The following is a 14,248-nucleotide window of genomic DNA, read 5'->3' as shown; positions in this document are numbered from 1 at the left end:
CCCGGCGGATGCGCCATCCGCCGGGCGCGTGCAGGGTGGAGGGGAACGGACCGCTCGGGCGGCCACCGTCCGTGACACCGCGGGCACCGTCCGGCAGGCGGCCGCTCCCCTGCCGCCGCTTCATCGACCGAAGGAGGCGCCATGCCGACCAGGACGATCCCCCGTCGGGCTCTGGTGCTGACCGTCGCCGCCCTCGCCGCCCTGCTGCCGACCGCGGCACTGACGCCGCCCGCGCAGGCGGCCTCCGAACCCCCGACCGCATCGGCGGCCGCCGCGGCACCGGTCCGCTTCGTGGACCTGCCCGACACCGCGCTGCCGACCGACCGGGCGCCGCACCGGATCACCTTCAGCTACCGCAACGACAACCCGACGGACCAGACCGTCGCCCCGCAGATCCTGGTCGAGTCGCCGCAGAACGGCCCGTTCCTCAGCCCGTCGGACATCCGGCTCGAACAGCTGGGGCGCGACGGCCGCTGGCACGCCCTGCCGCTCGGCAGCCAGACGGGCACGCTCTACACCAGCCTGATCCCGGCGAAGATCGTCCTGCACAGCCACCACACGCTCACCGAGCGGTACCGGCTCACCGTGCTCCACTCGCCCGCCCAGGGGACGGTGGAGTCCCGGATCGCGATCTACGCCTGAGCCGCGAGCCGCCGGGCCGCCGCGCTGCTGCGCCGTCCCGCCGTCACGCCCGAGCGGCCACGGCGCCCAGGCGGGCCGCCGCCTCGACGAGTTCGGCGGGTTCGGCCGCGGCGGCGAAGCCGAGCCGCAGGTGGGCAGCCGGCGGCTCGGCCGGGAAGTGGTGGTGGCCGAGGTTGACGGCCACCCGGTGTGCCCGGGCCGCCTCCGCGACGGCCTCCTCGGTGCACCCGGCCGGCAGCCTGACCCACAGGTGCAGGCCGCCCTCCGGCACCCGGTGCAGCGTCCAGTCCGGCACCTCCCGCGCCAGGGCGTCGGCCAGGACGGCGCAGCGCTGATGCAGGGCGGCGGACAGGGCGCGCAGGTGCCGGTCCCAGGCCGGGGTGCTGAGCAGTTCGACCGCGGCCTCCTGGAGCGGGCGGGCGATGAAGAAGTCGTCCACCCGCCGCATCCCGAGCAGCCGCCGCATCACCGGGCCGCGGGCGATCAGCGCGCCGATCCGCAGGCTGGGCGAGGCGGGCTTGGTCAGCGAGGTGAGGTGGACGACGGTGCCGTCCCGGTCGTCGGCGACCAGCGGCCGGGGCACCGGCCGGCCGTGGCCGAGGTGGCGGGCGAAGTCGTCCTCGATCAGGAACGCCCCGGCGGCGCGGGCCACGTCGACGATCTGGCCGCGCCGTTCGCCGGAGAGGACCGTCCCGGTCGGGTTGTGGAAGGTGGGCTGGCAGTAGAGCAGGCGCGCGCCGGTCACGGCGAAGGCCTCGGCGAGCAGGTCGGGGCGCAGGCCCTGGTCGTCCATCGGCACGGGCACCGGGTGCAGTCCGGCGGAGCGCGCGGCGGCGAGCGCGCCGGCGTAGGTGGGCGACTCGACCAGGATCGGGCTGCCGGGCGCGGCGACGGCGCGGAACAGCAGTGACAGCGCGCCCTGCCCTCCCCCGGTGACCAGCACGTCGTCCGGGCCGACGTCGCCGCCCGCCTGCCGGGCGAAGATCGTCCGCAGCGTGGTCAGGCCGGCCGCCGGGGCGCGGTGCCAGGCGTCCGGGCGGCGGGCGGCCCGGGCCAGGGCGCCGCCGAGCAGCCGGGTGGGCTGGAGGCTCTCGTGCGGGTAGCCCCCGGACAGCGGGATGGTGCCGACGGGCACCGTGCCGGGCTCGTCGGGCGCCTCGGGGGCGAACGGGCGGCCGGCCAGCGCCACCGCCTGCCAGGAGGTGTCCGGTTCGCCGCCGCCGGTCGGCGGGCGGCGGGCCGCGACGTAGGTGCCGCTCCCGGGCCGGGTCACCACCGCGCCCTCGGCGGCGAGCAGGGCGATCGCCCGGGAGACGGTGACCGGCCCGACTCCGTGACGGGTGATCAGGTCCCGGCTGCTGGGCAGGCGGTCGCCCGGGGAGAGGCGGGCGATCTCCGTCCGGAGGATCGCCACCAGGGTCTCGATACTGCTACTGTCAGACATGAAGAACGAGAATAGCGCTTTCGCCTCCAGCCCGGAACCGCTCCTGAACCCCGGCCGAGAACCGGTCCTGGACCTCAGCCGGAAACCGTTCCTGAACCCAAGCCAGGAACCGGTCCTGGACCTCGCCGCCCTCCGGGCCGACACCCCCGGCTGCGAGGCGGTGATCCACTTCAACAACGCCGGCGCCGGACTGATGGCCCGTCCGGTCCTGGAGACGGTGCTCGACCACCTGCGCCTGGAGGCGGGCATCGGCGGCTACGAGGCCGCCGCCGCCCGCGCCGCCGAGGTCGCCGACTTCTACGCCGCGCTCGCCGAACTCCTCGGCACCCGCCCCGGCAACCTCGCCTTCGCCGCGAGCGCGACCCACGCGTACACCAAGGCCCTGTCCGCGATCGACTTCCGGCCCGGGGACGTCGTCCTGACCACCCGCAACGACTTCGTGTCCAACCAGATCGCCTTCCTGTCCCTGCGCAAGCGCCACGGCGTCCGGATCGTGCACGCCCCCGACCATCCCGACGGCAGCGGCGTCGACGTCGAGGCCATGGCCGCGCTGATGCGCGCCCACCGGCCGCGCCTGGTCGCCGTGACCCACGTGCCCACCAACTCCGGGCTGGTCCAGCCGGTCGCCGAGATCGGCCGGCACTGCCGGGAACTCGACCTGCTGTACCTGGTCGACGCCTGCCAGTCGGTCGGCCAGTACCCGATCGACGTCGAGGCGATCGGCTGCGACCTGCTCACCGCGACCTGCCGCAAGTTCCTCCGCGGCCCGCGCGGTTCGGGTTTCCTCTACGTCTCCGACCGGGTGCTGACGGCCGGGTACGAGCCGCTCCACATCGACATGCACGGCGCGCGCTGGGTCGCCCCCGGCTACTACCGGCCGGTCGACACGGCGGCCCGGTTCGAGGAGTGGGAGTTCCCGTACGCCACCGTCCTCGGCTGCGCCGCCGCCGTCCGCTACGCGCTGCGGGTCGGCCTGGAGCCGGTGGCCCGGCGCACCCCCGCGCTGGCCGGCCGGCTGCGCGAGCGGCTGGCCGCCGTCCCCGGTGTCCGCGCGCTCGACGGCGGGCCCGCGCCGGCCGCCCTGGTCACCTTCACCATCGAGGGCTGGCAGGCCGCGCCGTTCAAGGCGGCGATGGACGCTCACGGCATCAACTCCGCCCTCAGCTACCGGGAGTTCGCGCAGTTCGACTTCACCGACAAGGAGGTGGAGTGGTGCCTGCGACTGTCGCCGCACTACTACAACACCGAGGACGAGGTCGACGCGGTGGCCGGCACGGTGGCCGAGCTGGCGAGGAGCGCCCGATGACCGGGACGACCCAGGCCCCGTCCCCGCCGAGCACCGAACCCGCGCGGCAGAGCCTGTGGCACAACCACGACTTCCTCCGGTTCTGGGTCGGCGAGACGGTCTCGCTGCTCGGCACCCAGGTCACCAACCTCGCCCTTCCGCTCACCGCCATCGGCGCCTTCGGCGCGACCGACGAACAGGTCGGACTGCTGCGCTTCCTGCAGCTCGTCCCCTACCTCGGGCTCGCCCTGGTCATCGGCGTGTGGGCGGACCGGCACCGGCGGCGGCCGGTCATGCTCGGCGCCAACCTGGTCCGGCTGGTCCTGCTGGCCCTGGTGCCGCTGCTCTACTGGTGGCACGCGCTCGACCTGCCCGTGCTGATGGTGATCGCCTGTACGGTCGGCATCGCCTCGGTGGTGTTCGACGTCAGCTGGATGTCCTACGTGCCGGTGCTGGTGCGGGGCCCCGAGCACTACGTCGAGGCCAGCGCCAGGATGAGCACCAGTTCCTCCGCCGCCGACGTCGCCGGGCCCGGGCTGGGCGGCGTCCTGGTGTCGGCGGTCGGCGCGCCCGTGGCCGTGCTCGTCGACGCCTGCTCCTACCTGGTGTCCCTGGTCTCGTTGCTGTCGATCCGCACCACGGAGCCCGCCCCGGAACCGGCCGCCGAGCGGCACCTGTGGCGCGAACTCAAGGACGGCATGGGCTGGGTGATGCGGGACCGGGTGCTGCGCTCGCTCGCGCTGATCGGCTTCTGCTGCAACTTCTCGATGATCACCGTGTGGACGATGTTCCTGCTCTACGGCCACCACGACCTCCGCCTCGGCGACGGGACGATCGGCGCGGTCTTCTCGACGGCCTCCGTCGGCGGACTGATCGGCGCGCTGATCGCCCGGCGGGTGATCGCCCGCTTCCCGCTCGGCCGGGTCTACCTGGTCGGCCAGTCGGCGCTGCTGCTGGGCCCGGGCCTGATCCCCGCCGCCGCGGGGCCGCGGCCGGTGATGATCGGGATGTTCGTGCTGTCCTTCTTCACCACCTACCTCGGCCTCGGCGTGGCGGGGGTGATCATCGTCAGCCTCCGCCAGGCCGTCACGCCCCAGTCGATGATGGGGCGGATGACGGCGGCCTTCCGGACCCTGCTGTTCGGCGGCGGATCGCTGGGCGGCCTCGCCGCCGGGCTGCTCACCGGTCAACTAGGCGCCCGGGGCGCGCTGATCGTCGCGGCGGTCGGCTCCGCCGCCGTGGTGGTCGGGCTGCTCGTCTCCCCGGTCAGCCGGCTGCGGGCGCTGCCCGCCGCGCCGCAGGGGTGACCGAGGCCCGACCGCACCCGCGTGCCCTCGTCCGGGGCACCACCGAGGCCGTCAACCTGGTCGCCCAGACCTGGGGGCGCGCCAACCTCGGCGTCGGCGACGAGATCCTGGTCTCCGCCGCCGCGCACCACTCCAACCTGGTGCCCTGGCAACTGATCGCCAAGGAGCGCCGGGCCCGGATCGTCCCGATCCCGCTGCTCCCGGACGGCAGTTGGACCAGGACGCCTACCGGGACCTGCTCGGCTTCCGGACCAGGCTGGTGGCGCTCACCCACGCGTCGAACGTGCCGGGGACCGTCCCGCCGGTGGCCGAGATGACCGCGCTCGCCCACCGCTACGGCGCCAAGGTGCTGGTCGACGGCGCCCAGGCGGTGGCTCACTTCCAGGTGGACGTCACCGCTGTGGACGCCGACTTCTACGCCTTCTGCGGCCACAAGGTCTTCGGCCCGACCGGGATCGGCGCGCTGTACGGCAAGCGGGAGCTGCTCGAGGCCATGCCGCCGTGGCAGGGCGGCGGCAACATGATCGACTCGGTGAGCTTCGAGGAGACCAGTTACGCCCCCGTCCCGCACCGCCTGGAGGCCGGCACCGGCCACATCGGCGGGGTGGCCGGGCTGCGGGCGGCCCTGCGGTACCTCTCCGGCCTGGACCGCCAGGCCGCCTCCGCCCACGAGGAGCAGCTCACCGCCTACGCCACCACCGCGCTGCGGACCGTGCCCGGCCTGCGGCTGATCGGCGAGGCCCCGGGCAAGATCGGAGTGCTCACCTTCCTGCTCGCCGGCACCGACCCGATCGCCCTCGCCGGGGCGCTCGACCAGCAGGGCATCGCCGTCCGGGCCGGCCACCACTGCGCCCAACCCGCCCTCGCCGCCTACGGCTTGCAGGCGGCGGCCCGGGCCTCGCTGGCCCTGTACAACACCGTGCAGGACGTCGACTCCCTGGTGGCGGCCCTCCAGGGCATCCAGGCCGAGGCCGCCGCCTCCTGACCGGCACCCCCTGACCGACTCCGCGGGCGGGCACCCGAACAGGGCGCCCGCCCCCGGCTGTTCTTGGAGGCCGGTCGGTGATGTTCCGTGACTTCGACCACGGTTTCGCGCAGGAGCTGCCCGCGACCCGACCGGGACGGAAACGACATTCCTGGCCTGAAACCGTCGAAACCTGTCCCGTAATCATCGGATTCGAGAGACATTCATCGGACTTGTCTGCCTGGCGGAGGTCTTGGCGCAGAGTTCCGAACCTCGCCGATTTACCTGGCGTTCACATGGATCCGTCAACCGTGTTCACCGCTACGCTCTAGCGTCTAGCCGCCGCGCCGCGAGAGCTACGCGCGTCACGGCCCCCTTCTGACACGTATGACGATGACGTCCGAGGAACCGACCATGCACGCAGTCCCCACCCGTAACAGGTGGCTCCGCTACGGTGCCGGCCTGATCGGCGCGGCCTCGCTGGCCGCCTTCGGCGGTGCGCCCGCGGCCTTCGCGGCCGACGGCACGCAGACCGCCACCCCGATCAAGCACCTGGTGGTGATCTTCCAGGAGAACGTCTCCTTCGACCACTACTTCGGCACCTACCCGAACGCGGCCAACACCGCCGACGACAAGGTGAAGTTCACCGCCAAGCCCGACACTCCGAAGGTGGACGGCCTCAGCGACGACCTGCTGCACAAGAACCCGAACCGGAACAACCCGCAGCGGCTGGGCCCGGCGCAGGCCGTCACCTGCGACCAGGACCACACCTACAAGGACGAGCAGCTCGCCTTCGACGGCGGCAAGATGGACAAGTTCGTCGAGCACACCGACGTCGAGAGCTGCAAGCCCCCGATGTACACCGCGCCCGGCCTGGTGATGGACTACTACGACGGCAACACCGTCACCGGCTACTGGAACTACGCCCAGCGCTTCGCGATGAGCGACAACTCCTTCGGCACCAACTACGGGCCCTCCACCCCCGGCGCGATCAACCTGGTCTCCGGCCAGCTGCACGGCGGCTACCCGGTCGACCCGAAGACCGGTCAGCAGACCACCGACGCCTACGTGGTCGCCTCCCCGGACGCCAAGGGCATAGGCACCGTCATCAACGACCCCGACCCGGGCTACGACGACTGCTCCAACCCCAAGCACAACCAGCTGGTCATGACCGGCAAGAACATCGGCGACCTGCTCAACGAGAAGGGCGTCAGCTGGGGCTGGTTCCAGGGCGGCTTCAAGCCGACCGGCACCAAGGACGGCAAGGCCGCCTGCGAGTCCGCGCACGACAACATCGCGGGCGTCTCGCAGACCGACTACAACCCGCACCACGAGCCCTTCCAGTACTACAAGTCCACGGCGAACCCGAAGCACCTCGCGCCGAAGAACGTGGACGAGATCGGCCACGACGGCCAGGCCAACCACCAGTACGACCTGACCGACTTCGACGCCGCCCTCCAGCACGGCAACCTGCCCGCCGTCAGCTACCTCAAGGCCGCCAACTACCAGGACGGCCACGCCGGTTACTCCGACCCGCTGGACGAGCAGCACTTCGTCGTCGACACCCTGAACAAGGTGCAGAAGTCCAAGGACTGGGCCTCCACCGCCGTCGTCATCGCCTACGACGACTCGGACGGCTGGTACGACCACAAGTTCGCCGAGCCCGTCAACGGCTCGCGCGACGCCGCCAATGACAGCCTGAGCGGCCCCGGCCAGTGCGGCAAGGACGCCGGCTGGGGCGGCTACGCCGACCGCTGCGGCTTCGGCCCGCGCCTGCCGCTGCTGGTGGCCTCCCCGTACGCCAAGTCCAACTTCGTCGACCACACCCAGACCGACCAGACCTCGATCCTGCGCTTCGTCGAGGACAACTGGAAGACCGGCCGGATCGGCGACTACTCCTTCGACGAGCACGCCGGCTCCATCGAGGGCATGTTCGACTTCAAGAACCCGCAGTCGGCCACGCTGATCCTCGACCCGACCACCGGCCAGCCGGTCGGCGGCGACACCCCGAGCGGCCAGCCCACCGGCAGCTCGGCCACCACCCCGGCCGGCTCGGCGACCTCCACCGACGGCAGCACCGCCGTCGCCGGGGCCACCAGCAGCGTCTCCGGCCCGCCGCTGGCCGAGACCGGCGCCGACTCCAACACCGGGCCGATCGCGGCCGGGGCCGTCGCCCTGCTGGCGGTCGGCGGCGGCGCGGTCTTCCTCGCCCGCCGCAAGCGCGGCCGCCGCGCCTGACGCCCGGCCGCACCTCGCACCACCCCGGCACCGCCGGGTCCTCGCCCCGAGGACCCGGCGGTGTCCGCGTTCAACCGAGACGCGCGACGGGCTATCCTTCCCGCAATGACCGCCACCGCCCCGCGCCGCCGCACCGTGCTCGGCGCGGCCCTCGTGGCGGCCCTGACCGCCGGCTGCTCGGGCGGGGAAGGGCCGGTGCGCTCGCTGCGGCTGGCGACCGGCCCCGAGGGCGGTCCGTACAACGCCTTCGGGCGTTCCTTCACCGAGGCCGTGACGGCGAGCGGGTGGCTGACCCTCACCCCGGTGAGCAGCGCCGCCAGCGTGGACAACCTCCAGCAACTCGCCGACGGCACCGTGGACCTCGCGCTCACCACGGCGGACGTCGCCGAGGACGCGGTGCTGGGCCACGACACCTTCGACCGCCCGCTCGGCCTGACCGCCCTGGCCCGGGTGTACGTCAACTACCTGCACCTGCTGGCCCCCGCCGACGGTCCGGTGCGCGAACTCGCCGACCTGGCGGGCCGCCGGGTGGCGACCGGCGCGGTCGGCTCCGGCCTCCAGGTGACGGCCGCGCGGCTGCTGCGCGAGGCGGGGATCGGCGTGCGGCAGCAGTCGCTCGGGCTGGCCGAGTCGCTGGCCGCGCTGCGCACCGGCACGTTGGACGCGGTGTTCTGGTCCGGTGGCGTGCCGACACCCGCCGTGTCCGCGCTCGCCGGGGAGCTGCCGCTGCGGTTCGTGCCGCTGGACGCGGTCGCCGCGCCGCTGCGCGAGCGCTACGGCCCGGTCTACACGGTGGTCACCCTGCCCGCCGGCGCGTACGGCCTGGGCAACCCGGTCGCCACCCTCGGCGTCGGCGACTACCTGACCGCCCGCCCGGGCGTGCCCGAGGACGCCGTCCGGCAGTTGCTCGGCATCCTCTTCGACCAGTGGGCCACCCTGCTGCGGTCCGTGACGGCGGGGGCCCGGCTGGAGCCCCGGTTCGCCGTCTCCACCGGGGCCGTCCCGCTCCATCCGGGGGCGGTGGCCTACTACCGCTCGGTGTACGGGTGACGGGCTCGGTGGAGAGCGTGACGGACCGGTGACACGGAAGGCTCCGTTCCGTCGACTGCCCGGACTACCTTCGATCGTGCACGCCGTTCCGTCGCCCACCGCTCCCCGTCCGGGTCGGCGCGGTCAACGGGCTTTCCCTCACCCGTACTTCGCGCAGGAGACCCGCATGCCCTTCTCGACGACCCGCCGCGCCCCCGCCGTCCGCACGCTGGCCGGCACCGTCCTGGCCGCCGCTCTGCTGGTGTCCGCCGCCACGGCCTGCAGCAGCTCGTCCGACGCGCCTGGCACCGCCGCGCCGACCACCACCATCGCCGCCACCCCGACCCCCGGCGCCTCCACCGCGCCCAGCGCCACCGCCACACCGCCGGCCTCGCCCGGCACGCACGGCACCACCGCCTCGGCCACCCCGACCGGCTCGCACCGCAGCACCCCGCCGGCGAGCAGCGGCAAGGGGACGAAGAGCCAGCCCCTCCCGGACGGCAGCAAGGTCGAGATCCAGCAGCTCGGCGACCAGCACTACGCCGCCAGGATCGTCCACGACGGCCAGGTCCTCGGCACGGTCGAGGCGAACGGCCACGACGCCGGTGTGGACGCCAACGACATGTTCGTCGTGCTCGCGCTGGACGGCACGGTCCACGCCTGGATGGACGGCTCCCACCAGGGCCCCGGCACCTTCGAGCTCGCGGGCGGCTGGACGGCCAAGGTCACCAAGGTCGGCGAACTCCACTACCGCGCCGACATCATCGGCAACGACAACGCGGTGATGGGCACCATGGAGGCCAACCAGCACGACGACGGCCTCGACGCCAACGGCGTCTACATCGTGCTCGGCGCCGGCGGCGAGATCAGCGCCCACGCATGAGCCCGGTGCCCCGGACCCCGGGCAGTCCGAACTCGACGGTCAGTCCGTGCGGGCTGGTCGCGCCGACGGTCAGCGATCCGCCGCAGGCGCGGGCCAGTTCGTCCGCGATGGCCAGGCCGAGGCCGGTGCCGGGGACGTTCTGGTGCTCCGGTGCCCGGGCGAAACGCCGTAGCAGCATGGGCAGTTGGTCCGCCGGAACACCGGGGCCGGTGTCGGTGACCCGGACCACCGAACCCCCCTCGGGCGCGGCGGCGGCCACCACCCGGACGCGCTCCCCCGCCGGTACGAACTTGCTCGCGTTGTCCAGCAGCGCGTCCAGGATCCGCCCGGTCGCGTCGGGGAGCCCGAGGGCCCGCAGCCCCGGCTCGACGTCCGCCGTCAGGTCCAGCCCGCCCGCCTCGAACACCGGCGTCCAGGCGGCCACCCGCTCGGTCACCGCCGCGGACACGTCCTGCTCCTCGACCGGTGCGATGGCCGCCTCCAGCCGGGCCAACGCCAGCAGGCCGTCCAGCAGTTCGCCCAGCCGGTCCGCCTCGTCCAGGGCCAGGGCGTGAGCCTGCCGTCCGGGGCCCGGCCGGACGTGCGGTTCGGCGTTCTCCAGTTGCAGCACCAGGGTGGCCAGCGGGTTGCGCAGCTGGTGGGAGGCGTCGGCGACGAAGTCCCGCTGGCGGCGCAGCGATTCGGCGACGGTCTGTGCCATGCCGTCGAAGTTCCTTCGCAGCCGCCGCAGTTCGGGCGGGCCGGTGTCGGAGGCGACGCGCAGTTCGAAGCGCCCGCCCGCCACGGTGGCGACCGCGCGGTCGAGTTCGTGGACGGGCCGCAGCAGCCAGCGGGCGATCCCGGCCGCGACCAGCGCGGCGGCGCCGAAGGCGGTGACGGCCCCGGCCGAGATCAGCACCCAGCGCACCAGCACGTCGTGCCGCGCGGCGTCGGTGGGGACGGTCAACAGAACGGCACCGCCCACCCGTTCGTCCTGGCCGACCGGTTCGGCCAGCACCACGCGGGCCGGGCCCCAGGGGCGGACGGTGGGCAGTTCCTCGGTGGAGCGGCCGGTGAGGGCGCGGTCCTGGGCCTGCCGCGCGGCGGTTCCGCCCGGGGCCGGTCCGGCCCGGCCGACGGTGTGCCCGGCGGTGTCGACCACGGTCACGGCGGCGCCGTAGAGCTGGGCGTAGCGGGTGAGTTCGGCGTCGAGTTCGCGGCGGTCGGCGTCGGTGCGGATCCGGTCGGCGAGCTCGGCGAAGCGCACGCCGTCGGCCCGGCGCTGCAGCAGCAGGTGCTCGGTGCGGCCGCGGGCGTAGGAGTCGGCCAGTGGCAGGGCGAGCAGCAGCACGGCGGTGCCGATGAGCGCGGTGAGCACGGTCAGCAGGCGGCGCCTCACGGACCGTCCAGTGCGCCGAGCTGGTAGCCGTAGCCGCGGATGGTGCGAACCAGTCCGGCCCGCGCGGTCTTGGCCCGGATGCCGGCCACGTGCACGTCCAGTGAGCGCGAGGAGGCGAGGAAGGCGTCGCCCCAGATCCGGTCGAGGATCTCCTCGCGCGAGCGGACGTCGCCGGGCTGGGCGGCGAGCAGGGCGAGGACGTCGAACTCCCGGCGGGTGAGCCGGACGGGCGTGCCGTCGACGGTCACCGTACGGGCGGCCAGGTCGATCGCCACGTCGCCGGTGCGCACCTGCCGCTGGCCGCCGGCCTGTTCGGAAGCGGAACTGCGGCGGCGCACGGTGTCGATCCGGGCGAGGAGTTCGGCCATCCGGAACGGCTTGACCACGTAGTCGTCGGCGCCGGCCCGCAGGCCCTGGAGGACGTCGCGCTCCTCGCTGCGCGCGGTGACCACGATCAGCGGCAGACTGCACACCGTGCGGAGCTTGCGGAGCAGCTCGATGCCGTCCAGGTCGGGCAGCCCGAGGTCGAGCAGGATGAACTCGGCCTCCCGGGCGTGCCGCAGCGCCTCCGCGGCGCGGACCACCCGGCGCACGGTGTGGCCGCGCCGGGCGAGCGCGGTGGCGAGGGCCTGGGCCATCCGGTCGTCGTCCTCGACGAGCAGCATGTGCATGGACCCCTCCCCACCTGTGAGGTCACTACCGTACGGCCTCGGCCGCGGCGGCCGCCGTCTGGGCTCCCTCGGGGCTGAGCACCGCGTGCCGGGTGTCCGGCATCAGGACGTAGGCGACCAGGGAGACCAGCGCGCAGCCGGAGACGTACCAGAAGAAGCCGGACTCGTGCCCGCTGTTCTTGAACCAGAGCGCGATGTACTCGGCGGTGCCGCCGAAGAGCGCGTTGGCGAGGGCGTACGGGAGGGCGACGCCGAGGGCGCGGATCCGGGTGGGGAACAGTTCGGCCTTCACGGCCGCGTTGATCGAGGTGTAGCCGGTGACGATGACCAGCGCGACCAGCGAGAGCCCGAGCGCGGACCAGTAGCCGGAGGCCGAGCCGAGCGCGGTCATCAGCGGGTAGGTGCCGACGGTGCAGCCGAGCGCGAAGGTGATCAGCAGCGGGCGGCGGCCGATCCGGTCGGAGAGCAGGCCGGCCAGCGGCTGGATCGCGGCGAAGACGGCGAGCGCGGTGAAGCTGACCAGGGTGGCGGTGTTCTTGGCGAGCCCGGCGCTGCCGATCAGGTACTTGGTCAGGTAGGTGGTGTACGTGTAGTAGGCGACGGTGCCGCCGAGGGTGAGGGCCATCACCAGGACGGCCTGGCGCCGGTGTTCCCACAGGCTGCGCAGGGTGCCCCGGGCGCCGTCCTGCTCCCGGCCGCCGGCCGCGGCGGTGAAGGCCTCGGTCTCCGGCAGCCGGCGGCGCAGCCACAGCACCACGCCGGCGAAGACGGCGCCGAGCAGGAACGGCACCCGCCAGCCCCAGGAGTGCAGTTGGGCGCTGCTGACGGTGTGCTGCATGACGATGAGGATGCCGAGGCCGAGGAGCTGGCCGCAGGTCATCGACACGTACTGGAAGGAGGAGCCGAGGCCGCGCCGGTTCGGTGCGGAGGCCTCGGTCAGGTAGGTGGCGCTGGCCGCGTACTCGCCGCCGATGCTCATGCCCTGGAGCAGCCGGGCGAGCAGCAGCACGACGGCGCCGAGGTAGCCGGCCTGGGCGTAGGTCGGGGCGGCGGCGATCAGCACGGCGGCCGCGGACATCATGGTGACGGTCAGGGTGAGGGCGCTCTTGCGGCCGTGCCGGTCGGCGGCCCGGCCGAGCAGCCAGCCGCCGACCGGGCGCATCAGGAAGCCGACCGCGAAGATGCCGGCGGTGTTCATCAGCTTCGCGGTGGAGTTGCTGCCGGGGAAGAAGTCGTCGGCGAAGTAGACGGCGAAGCTGGCGTAGACGAACCAGTCGTACCACTCCACCAGGTTGCCCAGCGACCCGCCGACCAGGGCGAGCCGCCGCCGGGCGCGCTCCTCGCCGGGCGGCTGCGGACGGACGGCGGCGGCGGACGGGGACATGGCGGCTCCCGGGATCTGGTGCGGCGGGTGGGTGCCCCAGAGCGTGCCGCCGCCCGCCGGACGGCGGCAAGGACCGCCGCGCAGATCTAACGTTCCGCTAAGGAAGCCGGCCGGCGGGCCCTCCCTCCCCCGCCCGCCGGGCCGTCCTCTCCCCCGTCCGCCGGGCCGTCCCTCCCGGCCCGCCGGGGCGGGCGGGGCGACAAGCGTTACATTGGGGCGGAAAGGGGCCCGATCACCGACGAGGTGTGGCCGATGGACACGATCACCGACTGGCTGCGCAGCCTGTCCGGCCCGGTCGTGTACGCGGCCGTCGGCGGCATGGTCTTCGCCGAGGACGCCCTGTTCTTCAGCTTCTTCATCCCCGGCGAGACCGCCGCCGTCCTCGGCGGCTTCATCGCCCACCAGGGCAGCGTCTCGCTCGGCTGGATGGTCCTGGTGGTGGTCTGCGCGGCCGTCCTCGGGGACTCCGCCGGCTACGAGATCGGCCGCCACCTCGGCCCGGCGATCCTGCGCACCCGCCCGCTGCGGCGCCACGAGAAGCAGGCCGACACCGTGCAGGACCTGATCCGCCGGCGCGGGCCGGCCGCCGTCTTCCTCGGCCGCTTCATCGCCTTCGTCCGCCCGCTGGTGCCCTCGCTGGCCGGGATGGCCCGCATGCCGTACCGCCGGTTCCTGTTCTACAACGCCCTCGGCGGGCTCGCCTGGGGCGTCGGCTTCACCCTCCTGGGCTACTTCGCCGGAGCCGCCTACGCCAAGGTGGAGGGCACCGTCGGCCGGGTCGCCGCCGTCACGATCGCCGTGGTCGTCGCCGTCACCCTGCTGGTCTGGTACCTGCGGCGGCACCGTGCGCAGGGCCCCGAGCCGTCCGACGATCGGTCGGACGAGCAGTCCGACGATCGGTCGGACGAGCAGTCCGACGAGCAATCCGACGAGCAGTCCGGCAAGCAGTCCGACGAGCGGTCCGACGACCGCGGCGGCCGGAAGCCCTGAACCGGCCGGCCCCGACCGGCACGGGGGTTCCCG

11 protein-coding genes and 1 pseudogene are annotated in these 14,248 nt (G+C 73.7%); 8 read left to right on the top strand and 4 right to left on the bottom strand.

All coding sequences use genetic code 11. The features are described 5' to 3' along the window. Nucleotides 1-141 precede the first annotated feature (141 nt). Nucleotides 142-642 carry a hypothetical protein gene (locus tag O1G21_RS36085; RefSeq protein WP_270149749.1) on the top strand — a complete coding sequence of 167 codons (501 nt, stop codon included), beginning with the start codon at nucleotides 142-144 and terminating at the stop codon, nucleotides 640-642. 43 nt (nucleotides 643-685) lie between these two features. Here O1G21_RS36085 and O1G21_RS36080 read toward each other — a convergent pair whose 3' ends face one another. Next, nucleotides 686-2,086 carry an aminotransferase-like domain-containing protein gene (locus O1G21_RS36080; RefSeq protein ID WP_270149748.1) on the bottom strand — a complete coding sequence of 467 codons (1,401 nt, stop codon included), beginning with the start codon at nucleotides 2,084-2,086 and terminating at the stop codon, nucleotides 686-688. Between O1G21_RS36080 and O1G21_RS36075 the strand changes: the two genes are divergently transcribed. The 6 genes and pseudogenes from O1G21_RS36075 (at nucleotide 2,085) to O1G21_RS36050 (ending at nucleotide 9,792) form a co-directional block, all read left to right on the top strand. Then, nucleotides 2,085-3,392 carry an aminotransferase class V-fold PLP-dependent enzyme gene (locus O1G21_RS36075; protein WP_270149747.1) on the top strand — a complete coding sequence of 436 codons (1,308 nt, stop codon included), beginning with the start codon at nucleotides 2,085-2,087 and terminating at the stop codon, nucleotides 3,390-3,392. The genes O1G21_RS36080 and O1G21_RS36075 overlap by 2 nt on opposite strands. Continuing rightward, entirely contained in the window at nucleotides 3,389-4,678 is a 1,290-nt protein-coding gene (locus O1G21_RS36070) for an MFS transporter (RefSeq protein ID WP_270149746.1), read from the top strand. The genes O1G21_RS36075 and O1G21_RS36070 overlap by 4 nt, the downstream gene beginning before the upstream one ends. Beyond that, a pseudogene (locus tag O1G21_RS36065) lies at nucleotides 4,675-5,663 on the top strand (aminotransferase class V-fold PLP-dependent enzyme). The gene O1G21_RS36070 and the pseudogene O1G21_RS36065 overlap by 4 nt, the downstream one beginning before the upstream one ends. A gap of 393 nt (nucleotides 5,664-6,056) precedes the next feature. Next, a complete protein-coding gene (locus tag O1G21_RS36060) occupies nucleotides 6,057-7,880 on the top strand; it encodes a phospholipase C (protein ID WP_270149745.1) in 1,824 nt (607 codons plus the stop codon). Between the two features lie 105 nt (nucleotides 7,881-7,985). After that, entirely contained in the window at nucleotides 7,986-8,930 is a 945-nt protein-coding gene (locus O1G21_RS36055; protein WP_270149743.1) for a TAXI family TRAP transporter solute-binding subunit, read from the top strand. Nucleotides 8,931-9,096: 166 nt separating this feature from the next. Continuing rightward, the gene (locus O1G21_RS36050) at nucleotides 9,097-9,792 is read left to right on the top strand and encodes a hypothetical protein (RefSeq protein ID WP_270149741.1); all 696 of its coding nucleotides are present in this window, start codon (nucleotides 9,097-9,099) and stop codon (nucleotides 9,790-9,792) included. Here the strand turns inward: O1G21_RS36050 and O1G21_RS36045 are convergent. From O1G21_RS36045 to O1G21_RS36035, 3 genes are read right to left on the bottom strand one after another with little or no spacing between them, the layout of a single operon-like run. Next, entirely contained in the window at nucleotides 9,776-11,170 is a 1,395-nt protein-coding gene (locus O1G21_RS36045) for a sensor histidine kinase (RefSeq protein WP_270149738.1), read from the bottom strand. The two genes, O1G21_RS36050 and O1G21_RS36045, sit on opposite strands and share 17 nt — an antisense overlap. Then, nucleotides 11,167-11,841 carry a response regulator transcription factor gene (locus O1G21_RS36040; RefSeq protein ID WP_270149736.1) on the bottom strand — a complete coding sequence of 225 codons (675 nt, stop codon included), beginning with the start codon at nucleotides 11,839-11,841 and terminating at the stop codon, nucleotides 11,167-11,169. The genes O1G21_RS36045 and O1G21_RS36040 overlap by 4 nt, the downstream gene beginning before the upstream one ends. A gap of 25 nt (nucleotides 11,842-11,866) precedes the next feature. Beyond that, a complete protein-coding gene (locus tag O1G21_RS36035; protein ID WP_270149734.1) occupies nucleotides 11,867-13,225 on the bottom strand; it encodes an MFS transporter in 1,359 nt (452 codons plus the stop codon). A 252-nt stretch (nucleotides 13,226-13,477) separates the two neighbouring features. Between O1G21_RS36035 and O1G21_RS36030 the strand changes: the two genes are divergently transcribed. Beyond that, nucleotides 13,478-14,215 carry a DedA family protein gene (locus tag O1G21_RS36030; RefSeq protein WP_270149732.1) on the top strand — a complete coding sequence of 246 codons (738 nt, stop codon included), beginning with the start codon at nucleotides 13,478-13,480 and terminating at the stop codon, nucleotides 14,213-14,215. Nucleotides 14,216-14,248: the final 33 nt, after the last annotated feature.

Source organism: Kitasatospora cathayae, assembly GCF_027627435.1.
GTDB classification, from domain to species: Bacteria; Actinomycetota; Actinomycetes; order Streptomycetales; family Streptomycetaceae; genus Kitasatospora; species Kitasatospora cathayae.
Note: the sequence above shows the minus strand (reverse complement) of the source record. Positions and strands in the feature narration are given on the sequence as shown.